The organism is Streptomyces sp. NPDC107522 (assembly GCF_055657525.1).
Genome location: NZ_JBVKAU010000005.1, coordinates 526,424 through 546,712 on the forward strand (window position 1 = coordinate 526,424; position 20,289 = coordinate 546,712).

Below are 20,289 nucleotides of genomic sequence, written 5' to 3' on the forward strand. Positions count from 1 at the left end.
CCTTACGCCTCCTTGGAGAACAGCGTGCTGCCCCACCAGTCGTCCTTGTCGCGGACGCCGGGCGGGACGGCGAAGACCGCCGAACCCACGTGCTGGATGTACTCGTTGAGCGTGTCGGTGGCCAGGTTGCGCTGGATCGGGATGAAGCCCTTGCGGACGTCGTTCTGGTACGCGAGGAAGAACAGGCCCGCGTCCAGGCGGCCCAGGCCGTCGGTGCCGTCGGTGAAGGAGTAGCCGCGGCGCAGGATCGTCGCCCCGTGGTTGGAGTCGGGGTGTGCGAGCCGGACGTGCGCGGTGGGCAGCATCGCCTTCAGGAACGGCTCGTCGCGCTCCTTGGCCTTGCCGACCGGGGCGCCCTCGCCCTTGTCGCGGCCGATGATGTCCTCCTGCTCCTGCAGGGAGGTGCGGTCCCAGGTCTCGATGTGCATGCGGATACGCCGTGCGACGAGGTAGGAGCCGCCCACCATCCAGTCGGGACCGGCCTTCTCGTCCACCCACACGAACTTCTTGAGCCGGTCCGTCTCGGTGCCCGCGATGTTGCGGGTGCCGTCCTTGAACCCCATGAGATTGCGCGGGGTCTGCTCCTCCGGCGTCGTCGACGACGTCTTGCCGAAGCCGAGCTGCGACCACTTGATGACGACCTTGCCGAAGCCGATGCGGGCCAGGTTGCGGATCGCGTGCACCGCGACCTGCGGGTCGTCGGCGCAGGCCTGGATGCACAGGTCGCCGCCGCTGCGGTTCCTGTCGAGGTTGTCGCCGGCGAAGTGCGGCAGGTCGACGAGCGCTTCGGGCCGCTCGTCCGCCAGCCCGAACTTCTCGAACAGCGACGGGCCGAAGCCGATGGTGAGGGTCAGCCGCGACGGCTTGAGCCCCAGCGCCTCACCGGTGTCGTCCGGCGGCGCCTCGGCCAGGCCGCCGTACGCGCCCTCGCCGACCGCCTGCCCGGCGGTCATCCGGCGCGCGGCCGCCGTCCAGTCCTTGAGCATCTGCACGAACTCGGCGCGGTCGTCGGTCTTCACGTCGAACGCGGCGAAGTGCAGCCGGTCCTGCACCGGAGTGGCGATGCCGGCCTGGTGCGTGCCGTGGAAGGCGACCGCGGCGCCCGTCGCGGCGCCGGCCGGGTCCACGTCGTTGCCGGTACGGGTCATGGCGACCGTACCGCCGGCCGCGGCGGCGCCGAGCGCGAGGCCCGCACCGCCCCAGCCGATGAGCGCGCGCCGGGTGGGCGCCTTGGGACCGCTGTCCGTGTCCGTGGGCGCCTTCGGGCTGCTGTCCGTGTCCGTCATGGCTCGGTCTCCCGGTTACTTCGCGACGGCGGCGGCGAGCTTGGACAGCGGCTCCGCAAGGGCGTTGACGCCGTCCGACAGCTCCTTCTGCTGGGCCTCGGTGACCTTGTCGTAGGAGACGAAGTCGTACGAGTCCTTGTCCGCGCGGTACTTGTCGAGCAGCGTGTTCAGCGCGGTGAACTGCTTGTCGAGCTCGGTGACCAGCGCCTGGTCGTTCTCCTTGGCGACCGGCTTCAGCAGCTCGTACGCCTTCTGCGCGCCCTCGACGTTGGCCTTGAAGTCGACCAGGTCGGTGTGCGAGTAGCGCTCCTCCTCGCCGGTGACCTTGCCGGTGGCGACCTCGTCGAGCAGCTCCTTGGCGCCGTTGGCCATGGAGGTCGGGGTGATCTCGGCCTTGCCGACCCGCTCCTGCCAGTCCTTCAGGTCGGTGATCAGCTGGTCGGCGAGCTCCTTCTCGCGGTCGCCGATCTTCTTGTCCTTCCAGAGCGAGCGCTCCAGGCGGTGCCAGCCGGTCCAGTCCTTCTCCGGGTCCTGGCCGGCCTCCAGGCCGTCCTCGCGGACGTCGACCTTCGGGTCGATGTCGCCGAAGGACTCGGCGACCGGCTCGGTGCGCTCCCAGCCGATGCGGGAGGGGGCGTAGGCCTTCTTCGCGGCCTCGATGTCGCCGTCCTTGACCGCCTTGGCGAAGGTCTCGGCGAGCGGCAGGGTCTGGTCGGCCTGCTCCTGCGCGTACTCGCGGTAGGCGGCGACGGCCTTGTCCAGGCGCGGGTCGCGCTTGGCGGCGGCGCCCCCGCCGGTGGCCTTGACGGTCTGCCGGATGCCGTCGCCCTTCATGCCGGGCTTGCAGGCGATCGTGTAGTTGCCCGCCTTCACCTCCGCAGTGACGGTCTGCTTGGTGCCGGGGCCTATGTTCTCGCGCTCGGTGACGATGCGGTCGTCCGGGAAGAGGATGTAGACCTCGGTGACCTTGGAGCCCTTGTTCTCGATGGCGAGCTCGACGTGCCCGGCCGGAAACTCCTTCTTCGACACGTCGCACTTGTCGTCCGCCGCGATCACGTTGATGACCCGGTCGCCGCCCTCCGAGCTGCCTTTCTCGGTGCAGCCGGTGACGGCGGTGAGCGCCGCCACGGTCGTGGCGGCGGCTACGGCGGACAGTCTGAAGGGGCGCATTTCGGCTCCAAGGAGGTACCTAGCGGGCACACAGATAAGGTGAGGTTGCCCAAACTTATCTGAGGCTTACCTCACCAAAACCGGTACGTCCAGTGAAGCTTCTCTCATTGGCGGCGTACGAGCACAGCTTGATCACGGTGGCCCAAAACAGCCCCCATGGCCCGGTCAAGGGGCGGTCAAGCAAGCCGCTTCGGAGTGATGAGCACGGCCCCGGTCCTCGGATGCGGGAACACCTCGACCGGCTGCTGGTACACCTCCGACAGCAGCCGCTCCTCGAACACCTCGGCCGGCGGACCCCCGGCCGCGACCCGACCGGCGCACAGCAGCGCGACCCGGTGCGCGTAGGCCGCAGCGAGCCCCAGATCGTGCAGCACGACGACCACCGCGCCCCCCGCCCGCGCTCGCTCCCGGCACACCCTCAACACCAGCTCCTGGTGCCGGAGGTCCAGCGCCGCCGTCGGCTCGTCGAGCAGCAGGAGCGGGGCGCGCTGGGCGAGCACCCGCGCGAACGCCACCCGGGCCCGCTCGCCGCCGCTGAGCGCGGAGAACGGCCGTCCGGCGAAGGCGCTCACCTCGGTGGCGGCCATCGCCTCGGCCACGGCGAGGTCGTCCTCCGCGGGCGAGGAGGCGTGCGGTGCGCGGCCCATCCGCACGACGTCCTCCACCGCGAAGGGAAACGAGAGCGTCGCCGCCTGCGGCAGCACCGCCCGACGCAGGGCCAGTTCGGCGGCGGACCAGCCGGCCGCCGGACGCCCGTGGATCCGTACGACACCCTCGGCGGCCGGGAGATCGGCGGCCAGCGCGCTCAACAGGGTCGACTTCCCGGCGCCGTTGGGGCCGACGAGGGCGAGCACCTCGCCGGCGCGGGCGGCGACGGAGACGCCTTGGAGGACGAGACGGGTGCCGAGGCGGACGTGGAGGTCCTGGGCTTCTGCGACGACGTCTCCGGGGGTGACGGGTGACGGAGGCGTGGGGCGCAGGCGGAGCAAGCTCATGGGAGGTCCTTCAGCAGCGGGTCGGATGTCATCGCCGGGTGGGCCGACGTCCCTCAGGGGCGCGGGGCTGTGTCGATTTGCGGCTCCGCCGCGCGGGCGCGACAAGCCCCCCCCACACCCGCAGTCGGCATACGACCCTTAGGCCCACCCCCCTTGTCGCCGCCGAGTCCTACGCAGAAGCCAGAAGAAGAACGGACTCCCGAGCAGCGCCGTCAGCACCCCGAGAGGCAGCTCCGCGGGCGCCGCGATCGTGCGGGACGCAAGGTCCGCGGCGAGAAGCACCACCGCTCCGAGCAGAGCACTGCCCGGCACCAGGAACCGGTGCCCGGGGCCCGCGGCCATCCGCAGCAGATGCGGCACGACGAGGCCGACGAAGCCGATGATTCCGGAGACGCTCACGGCGGCCGCCGTCAGCAGCGCGATGACGAGCACGAGGACGATCCGCAACCGCTCCACGTCCACGCCCAGATGCCGCGCGGGCCGCTCGCCCAGCGCCAGCAGGTCCAGCCGGCGGGCGTACAGCGGCGCGACGGCCAGCCCGAGTGCCGCGCACGGCAGCACGGCCAGCACCTTCGGCCAGGTCGCCTGGGAGAGCGAGCCGAGCTGCCAGAAGGTGATCTGCTGGATGGCCGCGGCGTCCGCGAAGAACAGGAACAGCCCGATCACCGCTCCGCCGAAGGCGTTCACCGCGATGCCGGTGAGGATGAGCGTGACGACTTCCGTACGGCCGCCCGAGCGTGACATCGCGTACACGAGCAGGACGGTGCCGAGCCCGGCGACGAAGGCGAACACGGAGACCGTCCAGGTCCCGAGAAAGCCGACACCGAGCGCGATCGCACCGACCGCGCCGACCGCCGCGCCCGACGAGACGCCGATGACGCCGGGTTCGGCGAGCGGGTTGCCGAACACGCCCTGCATCAGCGCACCGGCACAACCGAGGGAAGCCCCGATGAGCAACGCCAGCACAATGCGCGGGAACCGCACGCTCCAGAGCACCGACTCGGCGACCCGGTCGAGCTCCGCGCCACCGAGTCCGATGCGGTGCTGCAGGGAGGCGAGGACGTCACCGACGGGGATTGGGTAGGCGCCGATGGCTGCGGCGATCGGGATCAGGGTGAGGAGGGCGACGATCAGGGCGGTGGTCAGGAGCCAGGGGCGGCGTCTGGGGCGTCGGGTGGCCGGGATGGTCTCGGGGGCGGCCTCTTCCAGTACGGTCACGCGGATAGTTTAGGTTAGCCTTACCTTTGTTCGCTGATGGTTGATGGGCAAGGCCGTTGCTGCGGCACACTGGTCGCCGTGAAGAGGGGGACCAGGGAGTTTCTGCCGGGAGGCGGACTGGTGCTGGCCGTGTCGGGCCGGCCCGGGCCGCCGTCGTTGCGCTTCGAGACGGCGGGCGGCGGCCGGATACTGCTGCGGCAGGGGGAGCGGCCGCTGTTGCTGGGCCGGTCGGTGGGTGAGGGCTGCTGCCCGGAGCTCCATCTGCACCGCCTCGAGGGCCACCGCTCGCCGCTGCCGCGCCTGCGTTCGGCGACCATGCGATCGTCCGTCAACTGGACGCACCAGTTCGCCCGTTGGCTGGAGCAGGCGGACGGGAGCCCCTTGGAGGACGGCCGCTGGGAGCTGGCCCGGCGGACGGTCTTCCAGCCGGGCGTCTGGACCGAGGACTTCGTACGGGACTGGCCGACCGGTCGGCTCGAGTTGTACTGCGGGGGCGGCTGGCACGGAGTCCTCCCCTTGCGCCCGCTCTCGCCGCCGGACGCCGGGCGGGTGAGGGCCTACCGCAAGCATGCCCGCGAGGGCACCCTCGCGCCCGTCCTGCTGTGGTGGGTGACCTTCCTCGACGGTTGGGTGATCCTCGACGGCCACGACCGGGCGGTGGCGGCGCTGGCGGAGGGAGGGGTGCCGGAGTGCGTGGAGCTGAGCCGAGTGCCCGACGAGGAGGGCTGGAAGCGGGCGGCCGCAGAGGTGACCGCGGGGCACGAGCACCGTATGCAACAGCTGGAGGCACGCTCCGGCGATCCGGGCGCGGAACGCCGACGGGCCACCATGGAACGGGCGTACGCCGACACGATCGCCTCGCTGCCCTACGGTGCGCCCCCCACTCGCTTCTCGCCCCTCCCCGGCGGAGCCCCCGCCTGGGACGACCTCGCCGCCCGCGCGATGCTTGAATTCCCCCGTGACTGACTACGACGTCCTGCGCGTCTTCTGCGGCCCCAAGGGCGGATACGGCAACGAACTCGGCGTCGTCCGTGAAGGATCGGTGATGCCCGAGCGGAGCGACCGGCAGGCGTTCGCGGCCAAGCTGGGGTTCAGTGAGACCGTGTTCGTCGACGACCCCGAGCGCGGGGTCATCGACATCTATACGCCGACTCTGCGGTTGCCCTTCGCCGGTCACCCCTGCGTCGGTACGGCCTGGCTGCTCGACGTGCCCGAACTGGTCACCCCGGCCGGCGTGGTGGGGGCGCGGCTGGACGGGGAGTTCAGCTGGATCGAGGCGCGGGCGGAGTGGGCCCCGCCGCGCGCCCTGCGGCAGTACGCGACGGCAGCCGAGGTCGACGACCTGGACGTCCCGCCGCCTGGCGAGCGAAGCGAGATGGGGGTCCCCCCGGACGAAGTCTGGGGGAGGATCTATGCCTGGGCCTGGGAGGACGAGGCGGCCGGACGTGTCAGGGCCCGGGCCTTCCCCGGCCGTGCCGACGGCATCGAGGAGGACGAGGCCACGGGCGCGGCGGCACTGCTGCTCACGGACCGGCTGGGTCGCGCCCTCAACATCACGCAAGGGGCCGGGTCGCAGATCCTCACCGCACCGCAGCCCGGGGGCTGGGTGGAGGTCGGCGGGCGGGTCTTCCTGGAGCGCTGAGGCTCAGGCGGTCAGCGGGAACTCCTCGCCCAGCGCCCGGAACACGGCCGTGTTGAGGGCGAACGCCTTCTTGCACTCCGCCACGATCCGCTGCTTCTCCAGGTCGTCGGCGTGGACGGCGTCCAGCAGTTCCCGGTAACCCCGCTTGAACGCCGCCGGGTTGGGGACCTGCTCGAAGACGTAGAACCGGACCCCGTCGCCCTTCCTTGCGAAGCCCCATGTCTTCTCCGCCTTGTCGCGGATGATCTGGCCGCCGGAGAGGTCGCCGAGGTAGCGGGTGTAGTGGTGGGCGATGTAGCCGCCCGGCCAGCGCTCGGCGCACTCGCGCACCCGGTCCGCATACGTCCGCGTCGCCGGGAGCGAAGACAGCCCCGCCCGCCAGCCCGGACCCCGCAGATGCGCCAGGTCCCGCTCCAGCGCCGGCAACCGGAACAGCTCCGGCCGGACGAAGGGGCCCGCCACCGGATCCGCCGCCAGCCGCTCGGCCCCGGCCTCCAGCGCCTCGTACACGAACCACAGCTGCTCGGTGTACCGCGCGTACGCGTCGACGCCGAGCCGTCCGCCGAGCAGGTCGCTCATGAACGTCGAGGTCTCGGCCTCGACGTGCTGTTCATGGGACGCCGTGCGGATGAGTGTCGAGAAGGAGTCCATGAGCCATATCCTCTAAGGTAAGGCTAACCTAAGTCAATAGCCTTGCCGACACTCTGTCGGTAAAAGCGTACAAGAGAAAGCCCGCCCTGGCAGGGCGGGCTCGGTGATCCGTGATCGGTGACCGGATCGGTGATCAGGGGAGCGTCAGGATCTCCGCCCCTGTCTCCGTCACCACCAGCGTGTGCTCGAACTGGGCCGTCCGCTTCCGGTCCTTGGTGACGACCGTCCAGCCGTCGTCCCACATGTCGTACTCGTGGGTCCCGAGCGTCAGCATCGGCTCGATCGTGAAGGTCATGCCGGGCTGCATCACCGTGGTCGCGTGCGGGCTGTCGTAGTGCGGGATGATCAGGCCCGAGTGGAAGGACGAGTTGATGCCGTGGCCCGTGAAGTCGCGGACCACTCCGTAGCCGAAGCGCTTCGCGTACGACTCGATCACCCGGCCGATCACATTGATCTGGCGGCCCGGCCTGACCGCCTTGATCGCGCGGTTGAGGGACTCGCGGGTGCGCTCCACCAGCAGGCGGCTCTCCTCGTCGACGTCACCCACCAGGTACGTGGCGTTGTTGTCACCGTGCACCCCGCCGATGTACGCCGTCACGTCGAGGTTGATGATGTCGCCGTCGCGCAGCACCGTGGAGTCCGGGATGCCGTGGCAGATCACCTCGTTGAGCGAGGTGCACAGGGACTTGGGGAAGCCGCGGTAGCCGAGCGTCGAGGGGTAGGCGCCGTGGTCGCACATGAACTCGTGCGCCACCTTGTCCAGCTCGTCCGTCGTCACACCGGGGGCGATCAGCTTCGCCGCCTCGGCCATCGCCTGCGCGGCGATCCGGCCGGCGACACGCATCGCCTCGATGGTCTCCGGGGTCTGCACCTCCGGACCCGAGTACGGCGTCGGCGCGGGCTTGCCGACGTACTCGGGGCGGCGGATGTTTCCGGGCACGGAACGGGTGGGAGAGAGCTCCCCTGGGACGAGCAGCGACTGGCCAGACATGCCAGCGAGTCTAAGACAGCGGCCATGGGGGACGATGTCCGTGGCGAGCCCAGGCGAAAGGAGCCGGTCATGGCCCTGTTCAAGAAGCGGACGGTCGGGAAGCCGGGGGAGTGGTACTACTGCCTCGTGCACAAGAAGGTCGAGGAGGGGCCGGAGTGCCCCGCCAAGGACCGCTTCGGGCCGTACGCCTCCCGGGAAGAGGCCCAGCACGCGATGGACCTCGCGCGCGAGCGCAATCTCGAGTGGGAGAACGACCCCCGCTGGCACGACGCCCCGGCCGGCCCGGCGGACGAGGACTGAATCAGCCCTCCACGGGCGCCGATGCAGGCGCCGATGGCGGTGCCGGTGCGGTTCCCGCTGCCGCCGCCCGCTGCTCCCGCACCCGTACCGCGTGCTCGTTCGTGCGCGCGTCGTACGACATCAGCTTCGGCAGACACAGCGCCAGCAGCCCCACCGCACCCACACACAGCAGCCCGCCCGACCAGACGGACGTCCTGACACCCTTCCAGGCGGCGACGCCACCCACGTAGGTCTGGCCGAGCTGCGGGCCGACCGAGTACGACAGCAGCTCGATCCCGGCGAGCCGGCCGCGCAGCTCGTCCGGGATCGTCTGGTTCCACATCACCCCGCGGAAGATGCCGCTGACCATGTCGGCGGCGCCGCCCAGCGTCAGGAACAGCAGCACCAGCCAGACGTTCCGGGAGACGCCGGCCGCCGCGATCGCCACGCCCCACAGCGCGGCCGACACGACGACGGCCCGCCCGTGCCGGTGCACCCGCGACGTCCAGCCGCTGGTCAGGCTCACCAGCATCGCGCCGGCCGGGACGGCCGCGTACATCAGGCCCAGCGACCACGGGGCGGCCAACTCGTCCGCGAGGAACGGCAGTACGGCGAGCGGCATCGCGAAGAGCATCGCCGCGATGTCGATGACGTACGTACCGAGGAGCTCCTTGCGGCTCCAGGCGTACCGGGCGCCCTCGGCGATGGCCTTGAGGGACGGCTTCGCCGCCGTGTGGGAGGCGGGGGAGGGGGCGATGCCGAGGGTGAGCAGGACGGAGGCGACGAAGGTCAGCAGGTCCGCGCCGTAGGCCCAGCCGAGCCCCGCGTACGCCACGACGACGCCGGCCAGGGCCGGGCCCGCCACGCCGCCGACCTGCCAGCGCAGCGCGTTCAGCGAGGCGGCGGCCGGGAGGTGCTCGTGAGCCACGATCCGGGGCCACAGGGCGTCCAGTGCCGGGCGCTGCACCGAGACGAGGGCGGAGGACAGGGCGGCGACGGCGAACAGCGGCCACACGGCCGGGCTCGGCAGCAGCGCGTTGACCAGCAGCGCCGCGCTCAGCACCGCCTGCCCGGCCTCCGTCCACACGATCAGCTTCCGCTTGTCGAGCGCGTCGGCGAGCGCGCCCCCGTACAGCCCGAACACGACCAGCGGCACCAGCTCCACGGCCCCGATCGCCCCGACCGCCGCGGCCGAACCGGTCAGCTCCTTGATCTGCACGGGCAGCGCGACGAAGGTCAGGAAACTGCCGAAGGACGAGATCAGCCCGGCGAGCCACAACCTGCGGAAGTCGGCGGAGGCCCGCCAGGGCGCGAGGTCGGGCAGCACGGAGGTCACGAGGGGCATGTTCGGGTGGGGCCGGAGCCGGAGGCAACCGGTTTTGCCAGCGGGTGAGCCTGGTGAGGGACGAGCCGGGTGGCCGGTGTCACCAGCGCGCAGGCGGCGGTGCCGTCAGCAGCTCCGCCAGCTGGGCCAGACGGTCACGGAAGCGCCGGCGCCCCCTCGGAGAGGGCAGTGCGTTCTCCCCGGCCGCCGCGCTGACCAGGTGCTGCACCGTGTCCAGGTCCAGCTCCGCGCCCTCCGGCACGGACAGCGCCTCATGCGCCAGGGCCGTCAACTCCCGCTCCTCGGCACCGAGCGTCAGCACCGTCGCCCCGGCCTGCCGGGCGTCGTGCACCCGTTCCAGCAGCGGTGCCCCGGGCCCGCCCGGCGACACCACGAGCAGCGTCTCCCCGCGCCGCGCCGCCGCCAACCGTCCCAGGCCCACCGCCAGATGCGCCGGATCAGAGGCACGCGCGCCATGCCGTACGAGGGTCGGGGCCAGCTCCGGCGTCCCCGACCACGCGGCCTCGTCCACCAGGTGGGCCGCCAGATGCCACGGCTCGTACTCCGGCGTGCCGACCAGCAGCAGCCCGCCCCCGTGCGCCACCGCCGACGCCCGCAACGCCCCCGCGAACCGTCGCGTGGACCCCAACCACTCGGTCCCGGCGAGCACTTCACGGAGCAACGCGACACGTACGGCGTCCATACGACCGCATCCTGCCGCAACCGAACACTCGTGACCCCGAGTTCACCTCGAATTCGCCCGGCATGGGGAAGCAGAGGGGCCCCGGCGGCCAGGCTTGAGGAGTCCGACCATGACCGAGACCAGCGTCCCCTTCCGTGCGGGCGAGGCGGGGTACGCCTCCTTCCGTATCCCGGCCGTCGTCGTCAGCCTCCAGGGCACGGTGCTCGCCTTCTGCGAGGGTCGGGTCGACTCCGCCCGCGACCACGGGCACATCGACATCGTGCTGAAGCGGTCGACGGACGGCGGCCGCACCTGGGGCCCGCTCAAGGTGGTCGCCGACAACAACTGGCACCTCGCCGGCAATCCCGCCCCCGTCGTCCTCGACACCGGCCGCGTCCTGCTCGTCCACATCCGCAACCACGCCACCGCCACCGAGGACGCCATCCTGCGCGGCGAGGTGAGCGACGCCGACGGCCGCCGGATATGGGTGCGCCACAGCGACGACGACGGCCTCACCTGGTCGAGCTCCAAGGAGATCACCGCGCAGGTGAAGAAGCCGGGGTGGCGCTGGTACGCCACCACGCCCGGCCATGCGATCCAGCTGAGCACCGGCCGGGTGGTCGTCCCCGCCAACCACACCATCCCGCCCACCGGCGACGACATCGGCACCGAGGCCAGGTACAACAGCGGCCACTGTCTGCTCAGCGACGACCGCGGCGCCACCTGGTACCTCGGCTACATCGACGAGAACACCGACGGCTACGTCAACGTCAACGAGACCACCGCCGCCGAACTCCCCGACGGCCGCGTCTACTTCAACACCCGCAACGACTCCCCGTCCCCCGGCAACCGCGCCGACGCCCACTCCGCGGACGGCGGACGGACGTTGATCAAGCCCTTCCGTCCGCAGGCCGGCCTCGTCGCCCCCATCTGCGAGGGCAGCGTGCTCCAGCTCCGCGACCCCGACGTGCTGCTCTTCTCCGGACCCGCCGACCCGGCCGCCCGCGCCCTGATGACCATCCGCGCCTCCACCGACGGCGGCACCACCTGGCGGCCCGTGCACACGGTCGACGGGCTGCCCGCCGCCTACTCGGACCTCGTACGGATCGACGCCGCCACCGTCGGACTCCTCTACGAGACCGGCGACTTCGGCCCGTACGAGACCGTCACCTTCCGGCGGGTGCCGGTGACGCGGCTCACCTGACGGGCTGGGGTGCGCGGGACGGACGTAAGGTCGGCCCATGACCTCTACCGACAGTGCACAGCAGGCCACCGACGCCCCCGCGAAGGCCCCGGCCAAGGACCCCTGGGACCTTCCCGACGTCTCCGGGCTCGTCGTCGGCGTGCTCGGCGGGACCGGGCCGCAGGGCAAGGGCCTCGCCTACCGGCTCGCCAGGGCCGGCCAGAAGGTGATCATCGGTTCGCGAGCCGCCGAGCGTGCCCGGGCCGCCGCCGAGGAGCTCGGGCACGGCATCGAGGGCGCCGACAACGCCGAGTGCGCGCGGCGCAGCGACATCGTGATCGTCGCCGTGCCGTGGGAGGGCCACGGCAAGACCCTCGAAGCGCTGCGCGAGGAGCTGGCCGGCAAGCTGGTCGTCGACTGCGTCAACCCGCTCGGCTTCGACAAGAAGGGCGCCTACGCGCTCAAGCCGGAGGAGGGCAGCGCCGCCGAGCAGGCCGCCGCCCTGCTGCCGGACTCCCGGGTGACGGCGGCCTTCCACCACCTGTCGGCGGTCCTGCTCCAGGACCCGGAGATCGACGAGATCGACACGGACGTGATGGTCCTCGGCGAGGTGCGGGCGGACGTCGAGATCGTCCAGGCCCTGGCCGGCCGTATCCCCGGCATGCGCGGCATCTTCGCGGGGCGGCTGCGAGGCGCCCACCAGGTGGAGTCGCTGGTCGCGAACCTGATCTCGGTGAACCGCCGGTACAAGGCACACGCCGGGCTCCGCGTCACGGACGTGTGAGCCGATGGGGGACACTGGTCGGCACAAGCAGTGCAGCAGTGTCCCCCGACAGGAGCCGACCCCATGTCCCGCCTCGCCTACTACACCCTCATCGTCTGCGTGCTCTCCGTGGCCGCGGCGGTCGTGTCCTTCGCCCAGGGCAGCTGGCTCGGGATCGTGTGGGTGCTGCTGGCCGGGCTCTCGTCGAACATGACGTGGTACTACGTCAAGCGCTCCAGGGACGCCCGGCGGGGCTCGGTCACGAGCTGATCGAGCAGAGCTCGTTCGTGTCCTGCCAGAAGCGGAACAGGTCGTAGCCGCAGTACGTCTCGAAGTCGCTGATTCCCAGACCGCGCAGGACGGCGTCGATCGCGTCGAAGAACGCGCCGTTGACCGACGGCACCCACAGCAGCGCGAACACGAACAGCAGGCCGAACGGGGCGAACGGCTCCACCTGGCGCTTGATGTTCTGCGACAGCCAGGGCTCGATCACGCCGTAGCCGTCGAGGCCCGGGACCGGCAGGAAGTTCAGGATCGCGGCCGTGACCTGCAGCAGCGCGAGGAAGGCGAGCGCGAAACGGAAGTCCCGCGGGACACCGTCGAGCGCGTCCAGCCAGAACGGGGCGGTGCAGACGACGGCGAAGAGGACGTTGGTCAAGGGTCCCGCCGCCGAGATCAGACTGTGCCGCCAGCGCCCCCGGATCCGCCCGCGCTCGATGAAGACGGCGCCGCCGGGGAGGCCGATGCCGCCCATGATCACGAAGATGACGGGCAGCACGATGCTGAGCAGCGCGTGCGTGTACTTCAGCGGGTTGAGCGTGAGATAGCCCTTCGCCCCGACCGAGATGTCGCCGCTGTGCAGGGCCGTACGCGCGTGTGCGTACTCGTGCAGACACAGGGACACGATCCAGGCGGCGGTCACGAACAGGAACACGGCGACACCGGGCTGCTCGGCGAACCCGGTCCAGGTGGCCCAGCCCGTCACCGCCGTGACGGCCAGGATCCCGACGAAGACGGGGCTGATCCGCCGGTCGCTGCGGCGGCTGAGGGCGGTGGTCATGAGGAGCGGCTCCTGGGGGACGGGACGTCGGGCCTGCCCGACCGTACCGGGAAAACGTCTCGCGGTGAGCGGTGGTTCCGTGGAGGGTGGGGGCATGGGGCTTTGGCATGTCTTCTACGAGGACTGGCAGATGGAGTGCTGCGGTACGCCGTTCAGGGTGGGCGACGAGGTGAGCTGGCCGCTGCTGTTCACGGACGCGGACGAGGCGCTCGGGGGCGGCTGGGACGACGAGCTCTCCAAGATCGTGGGACCGGTGGAGGAACTGCAGGGGGACGGGGGCGGCTCGGTGCGGGTCCTGCGGGACGAGACGGGGCTCACGGTGGCCTTGGGCGGGGAGACCGGCGCCGATGTCGGCCCGGGGGACCGGGTCCGGCTGGTCGGCCTCCTCGCGGTGGAGACGCACGGCGGCGAGTGGCCCGAGGCGAGCGGTCGCGTACGGGCGGTGCGGGTGGTGATCCAGCAGTACGCGGAGACGGCACCGGGCTCGCGGTCCTGGGAGCCGGTGAGGGGGCCCGGGGCGCGGCGGCTGCGGTCGGTGGACGAGTGCCCGAAGTGGTTCGCCGACGGGATGCCGGGGGAGCGGGGGCGGCGGTCGCTGGAGGCGGGGATGGTGGTGACGCTGGAGGTGCCGGACGAGGGGACGACCGATGCCGGGATGCGAGACGACCACGGCGCCTCACGATCCGTCACGATCTCCCCGCCCCGCCCCACCCTGTGACCTCCCCCTGACCGACCGGAGACAATGGACCCCGTGCGCTATCGCATCCTCGGCACCACCCAGGCGCTCCGCCCCGACGGCACCCCCGTTCCGGTGGGCGGAGCGCGGTTGCGTGCTCTGCTGACCGTGCTGGCGCTGCGGGGCGGACGTACCGTGCCCGTGAGCGTGCTGGTCGACGAGGTGTGGGACGGGGATTCGCCCGCCGATGCCACGGCGGCGCTGCAGGCGTTGGTCGGGCGGCTGCGCAGGGCCCTCGGCGCGGATGCCGTCGCCTCGGTGGACGGCGGCTACCGCCTCGCCGCCGCGCCCGACGACATCGACCTGTACCGCTTCGAACGCCTCGCCGGCGAGGGCACGCGCGCGTTGGCCGACGGCGACCCCGCCAAGGCGGCGGTCGTCCTGGACGACGCCCTCGCCCTGTGGCACGGCCCCGCCCTCGCCGACCTCCCCGACCGCACCGCCGAGTCGGCCCGCTGGGAGACCCGCCGCCTCGACGCCCTGCGCGCCCGGCACACCGCCGCCCTCGCCCTCGGCCGCGCCGACGAGTCCCTCCCCGAGCTGACCGCCCTGTGCGACACGCACCCCCTGGACGAGCCCCTCCAGGCCCTGCGCCTGCGCGCCCTGCGCGACGCGGGCCGCACGGCGGAGGCCCTGGTCGCCTACGAGGACGTACGACGACTGCTGGCGGACCGGCTCGGCTCCGACCCGGGGCCGGAACTGCGGGCGCTGCACGGGGAGTTGCTCCGGCCAGGAGTGGATGCGCACAGAGGAGGGGCCGGTCCGCGCACGCGCGAGGGACTGCGACCCGCCCATGGCGCGCCGCGGGCCGAGCACGACGGGCAGGAGGCCCGGCCGCACGGCGACACCGACGCGGAGGTCCGCCGACCCGGGGCCGGGGGTGCAGACACGGGCGTGTCCGACACGGCGGCCGCCGCAGGCCCGGGTGCGCCCGGGGCGCCGCACGGCACAGGCTCGCGTACCTCCGGCACGTCGACCGGCCCCGGGGTTCCCGCCGACCCCGATGCCCGTGCTCCGGCCGAGTCCGGTGAGGTGCGCATACAGGGCTTCCCGGGCGGCCCGGTCGTTCCCGCCGGCCGCGATGCCCGCCCCACGGTCGCGCCCGGCCGGCCCCATACGCTCAACGCCCCGTCCGTCCACGGTGAATCCCCTGCCTCCGTCCCCGCCCCACCGCCACCCACCGGCAACCTCCGCGCCCGTCTCACCTCCTTCGTCGGCCGGGAAGCGGACATCGAGGCCATCCGTGGTGACCTCGGTGCCGCCCGGCTCGTCACCCTGCTCGGTCCCGGCGGTGCCGGGAAGACACGGTTGTCGCAGGAGGCCGGTGAGACCGTGCGGGATGCCGCCCCGGACGGGGTGTGGCTGGCCGAGCTCGCGCCGGTCGACGACCCGCAGGCCGTGCCGGAGGCCGTGCTCACCGCCGTCGGCGCCCGCGAGACCGTGCTGTACGGCGCCGGGGCCGAGGCGATGCGCGCCGGGTCCGACCGGCACGACGACCCCGTCGAGCGGCTCGCCGAGCACTGCGCGAAGCGCCGCATGCTGCTGATCCTCGACAACTGCGAGCACGTCGTCGAGGCCGCCGCCCGCCTCGTGGAGGAGCTGCTGGAGCGGTGCCCGGAGCTGACGGTGCTCGCGACGAGCCGTGAACCCCTCGGCGTACCAGGGGAGTTGCTGCGGCCCGTGGAGCCGCTGCCGGAGCCGGTGGCGCTGAAGCTGCTCGCCGACCGGGGAGCCGCGGCGAGGCCCGGGTTCCGGATCGGGGACGATCCGGAGGCGTGCGCGGAGATCTGCCGGCGGCTCGACGGGCTGCCCCTCGCCATCGAGCTCGCGGCCGCCCGCCTCCGCGTGCTGACCCCGCGGCAGATCGCCGACCGGCTCGACGACCGCTTCCGGCTGCTCACCTCGGGCAGCCGCACCGTGCTGCCCCGCCAGCAGACCCTGCGGGCCGTCGTCGACTGGTCCTGGGAGCTGCTGGACGAGGGCGAACGGGAGGTGCTGCGGCGGCTGTCCGTGTTCGCCGGCGGGTGCGATCTCGCCGCCGCCGAGGCCGTGTGCGGGCCCGTCGCGCTGGAGGCGCTCGGCTCGCTCGTGGACAAGTCCCTGGTGGTGGCCGCCCCTTCGGGGGACGGGGAGATGCGCTACCGGCTGCTGGAGACCGTCGCCGAGTACGCCGGCGAGCGTCTCGACGAGAGCGGGCGGCGCGGCGAGGCCGAGCGCGCGCATCTGACGTACTACCGCGAACTCGCCCGTACCACCGAGCCGTTGCTGCGCGGCGCCGGTCAACTCGCCGCCATTGGACGGCTGGAGCGCGAGAGCGAGAACGTCCGAGCCGCCTTGCACCACGCCGTCGCCCTGCGCGACGAGCAGGAAGCGCTGTGCCTGGTGCTGTCGATGGCCTGGTACTGGCAGATGCGCGACCAGCGCATCCTCGCCCGCAACTGGTGCCAGGAGGTCCAGGAGCTCGGCCCCGACCCCTTCACCGAGCCCGTCCGGCCCGCCGCCCCGCTGTGGGAGCGCTGCACGGCCACGCCGCCGCCCTGGACGGGCGAGGTCCTCGCGGAGGCCCGCCGCGGCGTCCACCTGGTGCATGTCGCCTGCATGGACACGGAGCTGGACGCCTGGCAGACCCCCGAGCGGCGGCAGAAGCTGCGCATCATCGGCGAGACGTACGCGCCCGGACTCCCGCAGGGCTGCCGGTTCCCCGGCTCCCTGTGGTTCTACGCCGTCCTGATCACCGGGGACATCGCGCGGGTCCGGGAGATCGTCGACGCCGCCGTCGACACCTGCCGCCGTGTGCCCGGATACGAGTGGGACCTCGCCGCCGGCCTGCAGATGCGGGCCAATCTGCTCGCCAACCGCACCGAGTGGAGCGGTGACGCCACCCGCGACGCCGACGAGTCGCTGGCCATCTACGGCCGCCTCGGTGATCTGTGGGGCACCGCGGAGGCGCACGCCGCGCGCGCCGAGGCGCGGGAGAAGAAGGGCGACTACCGCCTGGCCGCAGCCGACTACGAGGCGGCGATCGAACACGCCGAACGCCTCGGCGCCCATGCCCACACGGGCGTCCTCAGCGCCCGACTCGGCAGCGTGCTCATCGAGGCGGGCGAGGCCGAGCAGGGTGAGCGGCTGCTGCGCGAGGTCATCGACCGGGCGACCGGCCCGAACGACCAGTCGATGCCCTTCGCCCGGCTCATACTGGCCGGCTGGCTCGGTGTGACCGGCCGGGTTCCCGAGGCGCGCGAGCACCTCCGGCTGCTGCGCGAGCAGTTCGAGCTCGCCCACTTCGTCGTCTTCGACGCCTACATCCTCGGCGCCGAGGCGTGGCTGGACGCGGTCGACGGCCACTGCGAAAGGTCTCTCGACCTGATCCTGCGCGCCTTGGAACGGGCCGAGGACCCGCTGTCCGAGGCCCTCACCCCGCACATCCGCTCCGCGTTCCTGACCACAGCCGCGTATGCCCTCGCCGGCCTCGACGAGGGTGGCCGAGGCCGCGACGCCGCCCGCTGCCTCGGCGCCGCCGACGCGGGGCTGCCGCCCGCGTACGTCGAGACGTTCCACGAGCGCGAGGTGCGCGACCGGACCAGGGAGCGCATCCGTGCCGTGCTGGGCGACGAGGCCTACGAGTCGGCGTACGCGGAGGGCGGCGCCCTCTCCCCCCAGGAGGCCGCCGCCCTGATCTGACGCGCACCGAGACGGACCGGGTCCGTACGTCAGCTCTTCGTGCGGAACTTGTGGATCGCGATCGGCGCCATCACCGCCGTGATCGCCACCGACCAGCCCAGCGTCACCCACAGATCGTGCGCGACCGGCCCGCCCACCATCAGTCCGCGCGCGGCGTCCGCGAGCGTGGACAGCGGGTTGTAGTCGGTGAAGGCCTGCAGCCAGCCCGGCATCGACGTGGTCGGCGCGAAGATCGACGAGCCGAACTGGAGCGGGAACAGCACCAGGAAGCCCATCGCCTGCACGGACTGCGCGTTCTTCATGATCACGCCCAGGGTGAGGAACACCCACATGATCGACGAGGCGAAGGCCGTGGACAGGGCCACGGTCGCGAACAGACCGGGCCAGCTCTTGATGTCGAACCCGACCGCGACCGAGACGATCATCAGCACGGCGGTCGCGAACAGCATCCGCAGCAGCTCCACCGAGATCTTCGCGAAGAGCACCGAGCCGCGCCCGATCGGCAGGGACCGGAAGCGGTCCATGACACCGGAGTTGAAGTCCTGGCTGAAGCCGGTGCCGACGCCCTGCGACAGCGTCATGCTCATCATCGCGATCATGCCGGGGATCACGTACTGCACGTACTGGTCCTGTCCGCCGCCCAACGCCTGCCCGATCGAGCCGCCGAAGACGAAAACGAACAGCAGGGTGAAGATGACCGGCATCAGCAGCGCGTCGGCCATCGACTCCGGGTCCTGACGGATCCACAGCAGATTGCGGCGGACGAGGGCGCCGGTGTGCCGCAGGTGCCCGCGCAGGGGGATGCGGGCGTCGTCGTTCGTCGCAGGTGTGGAAAGGGTGGCGGCGCTCATACGGCGACCTCCTCGCGGTCGTCGGCGGGCACGGCGTCCTGCGGCGCACTGGCGCGGTGGCCGGTGAGGGACAGGAACACCTCGTCCAGGCTGGGCAGTTCGGTGGTGATGGAGGCGAGCGTGACGCCGCGCGCGGTGACGGCACCGACGATCGCGGTGAGCTGCTCGTCGCTGAGGACCGGGACGAGCAGCGTGCCGGTCTGGGTGTCCACGGTGGTGGTGGCGAGCCCGGTGATGCCGAGCTCGTCCAGATATCCGGCGAGGGGCCGCAACTGCAGGGCATCGGCCGGCCGGACGCGCAGGGTCCGGCCGCCGACCTTGGCCTTGAGCTCCTCGATGCCACCGCCCGCGATGACCTTGCCCCGGTCGACGACCGTCAGCTCGGAGGCGAGCTGCTCGGCCTCCTCCATGTACTGGGTGGTCAGCAGCACGGTCACACCGTCCCCGACCATGGCCTTGACCTCGTCCCACACCTCGTTGCGGGTGCGCGGGTCGAGCCCCGTGGTCGGCTCGTCGAGGAACAGCACCGCGGGCCGTCCGATCATGGAGGCGGCCAGGTCGAGCCGCCGCCGCATACCGCCGGAGTAGGTCGAGGCGGGCCGCTTGGCCGCCTCCGTCAGGGAGAACCGCTCCAGCAGCTCGTCGGCACGCGCGCGTGCCTCCTTGCGGGGCAGATCGAGGAGCCGCCCGATGAGGTACAGGTTCTCCCACCCGGGGAGCTTCTCGTCCACGGAGGCGTACTGCCCGGTGAGCCCGATCACCCGCCGCAGCTGCCGGGGCTGCCGTACGACGTCGTACCCGGCGACGGTGGCCTGTCCGGCGTCCGGCGCCAGCAGCGTGGACAGGATCCGCACCAGGGTGGTCTTCCCGGCGCCGTTCGGCCCGAGCACGCCCATGACGGTGCCTTCGCGCACCGTGAGGTCAACACCGTCCAGAGCCTTGGTCTCGCCGTAGTGCTTGACCAGCCCCCGCACGGACACGGCGCTGCTCACGCCGTCGGGGTTCTTGTCGATTCGCGTCATGCAGAGGACGGTGTCAGCACCCACCGACAAACGACCGACAGATCACCGACATGGCCTACAGGGCGCCGACAGGGCGGATCCGCCTCTCACTCGGATCCGCTCCCGCCCGGGTCGGTCACCGGCTCACTGACCCACCCGCCCGTCGACGCACTCGCGCAACAGGTCGGCATGCCCGCAGTGCCGGGCGTACTCCTCGATCCGGTGCACCAGGAGCTCCCGCACGGCGAACCCCTCCTTGCCCAGGCGCTCGCCCAGATCCGGGTGCGCGGCCAGCGCGGCGTCGGTCGCCGCCTGCTCGCTTTCCAGGTCGGCGTACGCGGCGTCCACGACGGCCTGTTCGGCGACGGCTCCCAGGAAATCCCCGTCGGGGTCGCCGTACAGCTTCGGCAGCGGATCGCCCTCGGTGATCCAGCCGCGCCAGTCCCGTTCCACCTCGGCGAGGTGCCGGATCAGGCCGAGCAGCGACATCGTGGAGGGCGGCACCGAACGGCGGGCCAGCTGCTCCGGGTCCAGGCCCTCGCACTTCATGCGCAGGGTCATGCGGTAGTTCGTCAGGAAGTCCTGCAGCGTAGCGAGTTCGCCGTCCGGACTGACTCCGTCGCTGTTGCGGGGGTCGTCGTCGGGGTCGACCCACATGTCGGGGTAGGTGGTCGCCTGGCTCCATCGTGCGGGTTCGTCAGTCATGCGGCTCATGCTCGTCCGCGAGGGACCGGGCCCGCCAGCGAGTTTCGGGAGCCCCGCCGGTGAGTTCCGGG

The 20,289-nt window shown here is 72.0% G+C and carries 20 protein-coding genes; 8 read left to right on the plus strand and 12 right to left on the minus strand.

Annotated features, from left to right (window positions below; all coding sequences use genetic code 11):
• Window positions 1–2: 2 nt before the first annotated feature.
• From efeB to ACZ7L6_RS19605, 4 genes are all read right to left on the minus strand, one after another.
• The gene (gene efeB / locus ACZ7L6_RS19590; protein ID WP_471925447.1) at window positions 3–1,286 is read right to left on the minus strand and encodes an iron uptake transporter deferrochelatase/peroxidase subunit; all 1,284 of its coding nucleotides are present in this window, start codon (window positions 1,284–1,286) and stop codon (window positions 3–5) included.
• Between the two features lie 15 nt (window positions 1,287–1,301).
• The gene (gene efeO / locus ACZ7L6_RS19595) at window positions 1,302–2,456 is read right to left on the minus strand and encodes an iron uptake system protein EfeO (protein ID WP_471925449.1); all 1,155 of its coding nucleotides are present in this window, start codon (window positions 2,454–2,456) and stop codon (window positions 1,302–1,304) included.
• 176 nt (window positions 2,457–2,632) lie between these two features.
• Window positions 2,633–3,451, minus strand: coding sequence for a heme ABC transporter ATP-binding protein (locus ACZ7L6_RS19600; protein ID WP_471925451.1), 819 nt, complete (start codon window positions 3,449–3,451; stop codon window positions 2,633–2,635).
• Window positions 3,452–3,589: 138 nt separating this feature from the next.
• Complete coding sequence (locus ACZ7L6_RS19605; protein WP_471925713.1) at window positions 3,590–4,660, minus strand: FecCD family ABC transporter permease; 1,071 nt, start codon at window positions 4,658–4,660, stop codon at window positions 3,590–3,592.
• 87 nt (window positions 4,661–4,747) lie between these two features.
• On the opposite strand from ACZ7L6_RS19605, the gene ACZ7L6_RS19610 reads away from it, so the two are divergent.
• A complete protein-coding gene (locus tag ACZ7L6_RS19610; protein ID WP_471925453.1) occupies window positions 4,748–5,635 on the plus strand; it encodes a hypothetical protein in 888 nt (295 codons plus the stop codon).
• Complete coding sequence (locus ACZ7L6_RS19615) at window positions 5,628–6,311, plus strand: PhzF family phenazine biosynthesis protein (protein WP_471925455.1); 684 nt, start codon at window positions 5,628–5,630, stop codon at window positions 6,309–6,311. The genes ACZ7L6_RS19610 and ACZ7L6_RS19615 overlap by 8 nt, the downstream gene beginning before the upstream one ends.
• 3 nt (window positions 6,312–6,314) lie before the next feature.
• On the opposite strand, the gene ACZ7L6_RS19620 is transcribed toward ACZ7L6_RS19615, so the two are convergent.
• Together ACZ7L6_RS19620 and map are read right to left on the minus strand one after the other, a co-directional pair.
• Window positions 6,315–6,962 carry a biliverdin-producing heme oxygenase gene (locus ACZ7L6_RS19620; protein WP_471925457.1) on the minus strand — a complete coding sequence of 216 codons (648 nt, stop codon included), beginning with the start codon at window positions 6,960–6,962 and terminating at the stop codon, window positions 6,315–6,317.
• Window positions 6,963–7,095: 133 nt separating this feature from the next.
• Window positions 7,096–7,953, minus strand: a complete 858-nt coding sequence (map, locus tag ACZ7L6_RS19625; RefSeq protein WP_471925459.1) for a type I methionyl aminopeptidase — start codon at window positions 7,951–7,953, stop codon at window positions 7,096–7,098.
• Window positions 7,954–8,022: 69 nt separating this feature from the next.
• Here map and ACZ7L6_RS19630 point away from each other — a divergent pair, with 69 nt between their 5' ends.
• On the plus strand, window positions 8,023–8,253 hold the full coding sequence (locus tag ACZ7L6_RS19630) for a hypothetical protein (protein WP_471925461.1): 231 nt from the start codon (window positions 8,023–8,025) through the stop codon (window positions 8,251–8,253).
• 1 nt (window position 8,254) lies between these two features.
• On the opposite strand, the gene ACZ7L6_RS19635 is transcribed toward ACZ7L6_RS19630, so the two are convergent.
• Together ACZ7L6_RS19635 and ACZ7L6_RS19640 are read right to left on the minus strand one after the other, a co-directional pair.
• Window positions 8,255–9,577 (minus strand): MFS transporter, encoded by a 1,323-nt coding sequence (locus tag ACZ7L6_RS19635; protein WP_471925463.1) that lies wholly within the window; start codon window positions 9,575–9,577, stop codon window positions 8,255–8,257.
• Window positions 9,578–9,656: 79 nt separating this feature from the next.
• Complete coding sequence (locus ACZ7L6_RS19640) at window positions 9,657–10,259, minus strand: hypothetical protein (protein ID WP_471925465.1); 603 nt, start codon at window positions 10,257–10,259, stop codon at window positions 9,657–9,659.
• 109 nt (window positions 10,260–10,368) lie between these two features.
• On the opposite strand from ACZ7L6_RS19640, the gene ACZ7L6_RS19645 reads away from it, so the two are divergent.
• The 3 genes from ACZ7L6_RS19645 (at window position 10,369) to ACZ7L6_RS19655 (ending at window position 12,454) form a co-directional block, all read left to right on the plus strand.
• Window positions 10,369–11,442, plus strand: a complete 1,074-nt coding sequence (locus ACZ7L6_RS19645; protein WP_471925467.1) for a sialidase family protein — start codon at window positions 10,369–10,371, stop codon at window positions 11,440–11,442.
• A gap of 37 nt (window positions 11,443–11,479) precedes the next feature.
• Window positions 11,480–12,205 carry an NADPH-dependent F420 reductase gene (gene npdG, locus ACZ7L6_RS19650; RefSeq protein ID WP_471925469.1) on the plus strand — a complete coding sequence of 242 codons (726 nt, stop codon included), beginning with the start codon at window positions 11,480–11,482 and terminating at the stop codon, window positions 12,203–12,205.
• 63 nt (window positions 12,206–12,268) lie between these two features.
• On the plus strand, window positions 12,269–12,454 hold the full coding sequence (locus ACZ7L6_RS19655) for a hypothetical protein (RefSeq protein WP_471925471.1): 186 nt from the start codon (window positions 12,269–12,271) through the stop codon (window positions 12,452–12,454).
• On the opposite strand, the gene ACZ7L6_RS19660 is transcribed toward ACZ7L6_RS19655, so the two are convergent.
• A complete protein-coding gene (locus tag ACZ7L6_RS19660) occupies window positions 12,444–13,244 on the minus strand; it encodes a site-2 protease family protein (RefSeq protein ID WP_471925473.1) in 801 nt (266 codons plus the stop codon). The two genes, ACZ7L6_RS19655 and ACZ7L6_RS19660, sit on opposite strands and share 11 nt — an antisense overlap.
• A 94-nt stretch (window positions 13,245–13,338) precedes the next feature.
• Between ACZ7L6_RS19660 and ACZ7L6_RS19665 the strand changes: the two genes are divergently transcribed.
• The gene (locus tag ACZ7L6_RS19665; protein ID WP_471925475.1) at window positions 13,339–13,962 is read left to right on the plus strand and encodes a DUF6578 domain-containing protein; all 624 of its coding nucleotides are present in this window, start codon (window positions 13,339–13,341) and stop codon (window positions 13,960–13,962) included.
• A 24-nt stretch (window positions 13,963–13,986) separates the two neighbouring features.
• The gene (locus ACZ7L6_RS19670) at window positions 13,987–17,661 is read left to right on the plus strand and encodes an AfsR/SARP family transcriptional regulator (RefSeq protein WP_471925477.1); all 3,675 of its coding nucleotides are present in this window, start codon (window positions 13,987–13,989) and stop codon (window positions 17,659–17,661) included.
• A 29-nt stretch (window positions 17,662–17,690) separates the two neighbouring features.
• Here the strand turns inward: ACZ7L6_RS19670 and ACZ7L6_RS19675 are convergent, their stop codons facing one another.
• The 3 genes from ACZ7L6_RS19675 to ACZ7L6_RS19685 all read right to left on the minus strand — a co-directional run bounded on the left by ACZ7L6_RS19675 (window position 17,691) and on the right by ACZ7L6_RS19685 (window position 20,227).
• Window positions 17,691–18,512: an ABC transporter permease gene (locus ACZ7L6_RS19675; RefSeq protein ID WP_471925479.1), complete on the minus strand. Its 822-nt coding sequence runs from the start codon at window positions 18,510–18,512 to the stop codon at window positions 17,691–17,693.
• Entirely contained in the window at window positions 18,509–19,534 is a 1,026-nt protein-coding gene (locus tag ACZ7L6_RS19680) for an ATP-binding cassette domain-containing protein (protein ID WP_471925481.1), read from the minus strand. Before ACZ7L6_RS19680 ends, ACZ7L6_RS19675 begins: the two co-directional genes overlap by 4 nt.
• A gap of 123 nt (window positions 19,535–19,657) precedes the next feature.
• A complete protein-coding gene (locus ACZ7L6_RS19685) occupies window positions 19,658–20,227 on the minus strand; it encodes a DinB family protein (protein ID WP_471925483.1) in 570 nt (189 codons plus the stop codon).
• Between the last annotated feature and the right edge of the window lie 62 nt (window positions 20,228–20,289).

Excerpts from the sequence above, each read along its gene's own strand:
- ACZ7L6_RS19670 (WP_471925477.1), top strand. The coding sequence starts at position 13,987 with ATGGACCCCGTGCGCTATCGCATCCTCGGCACCACCCAGGCGCTCCGC.
- map (WP_471925459.1), bottom strand. The coding sequence starts at position 7,953 with ATGTCTGGCCAGTCGCTGCTCGTCCCAGGGGAGCTCTCTCCCACCCGT.
- ACZ7L6_RS19655 (WP_471925471.1), top strand. The coding sequence starts at position 12,269 with ATGTCCCGCCTCGCCTACTACACCCTCATCGTCTGCGTGCTCTCCGTG.
- ACZ7L6_RS19600 (WP_471925451.1), bottom strand. The coding sequence starts at position 3,451 with ATGAGCTTGCTCCGCCTGCGCCCCACGCCTCCGTCACCCGTCACCCCC.
- ACZ7L6_RS19645 (WP_471925467.1), top strand. The coding sequence starts at position 10,369 with ATGACCGAGACCAGCGTCCCCTTCCGTGCGGGCGAGGCGGGGTACGCC.
- ACZ7L6_RS19665 (WP_471925475.1), top strand. The coding sequence starts at position 13,339 with ATGGGGCTTTGGCATGTCTTCTACGAGGACTGGCAGATGGAGTGCTGC.
- ACZ7L6_RS19680 (WP_471925481.1), bottom strand. The coding sequence starts at position 19,534 with ATGACGCGAATCGACAAGAACCCCGACGGCGTGAGCAGCGCCGTGTCC.
- ACZ7L6_RS19685 (WP_471925483.1), bottom strand. The coding sequence starts at position 20,227 with ATGAGCCGCATGACTGACGAACCCGCACGATGGAGCCAGGCGACCACC.
- ACZ7L6_RS19675 (WP_471925479.1), bottom strand. The coding sequence starts at position 18,512 with ATGAGCGCCGCCACCCTTTCCACACCTGCGACGAACGACGACGCCCGC.
- efeO (WP_471925449.1), bottom strand. The coding sequence starts at position 2,456 with ATGCGCCCCTTCAGACTGTCCGCCGTAGCCGCCGCCACGACCGTGGCG.
- ACZ7L6_RS19620 (WP_471925457.1), bottom strand. The coding sequence starts at position 6,962 with ATGGACTCCTTCTCGACACTCATCCGCACGGCGTCCCATGAACAGCAC.
- efeB (WP_471925447.1), bottom strand. The coding sequence starts at position 1,286 with ATGACGGACACGGACAGCAGCCCGAAGGCGCCCACGGACACGGACAGC.
- ACZ7L6_RS19660 (WP_471925473.1), bottom strand. The coding sequence starts at position 13,244 with ATGACCACCGCCCTCAGCCGCCGCAGCGACCGGCGGATCAGCCCCGTC.
- npdG (WP_471925469.1), top strand. The coding sequence starts at position 11,480 with ATGACCTCTACCGACAGTGCACAGCAGGCCACCGACGCCCCCGCGAAG.
- ACZ7L6_RS19630 (WP_471925461.1), top strand. The coding sequence starts at position 8,023 with ATGGCCCTGTTCAAGAAGCGGACGGTCGGGAAGCCGGGGGAGTGGTAC.
- ACZ7L6_RS19640 (WP_471925465.1), bottom strand. The coding sequence starts at position 10,259 with ATGGACGCCGTACGTGTCGCGTTGCTCCGTGAAGTGCTCGCCGGGACC.
- ACZ7L6_RS19635 (WP_471925463.1), bottom strand. The coding sequence starts at position 9,577 with ATGCCCCTCGTGACCTCCGTGCTGCCCGACCTCGCGCCCTGGCGGGCC.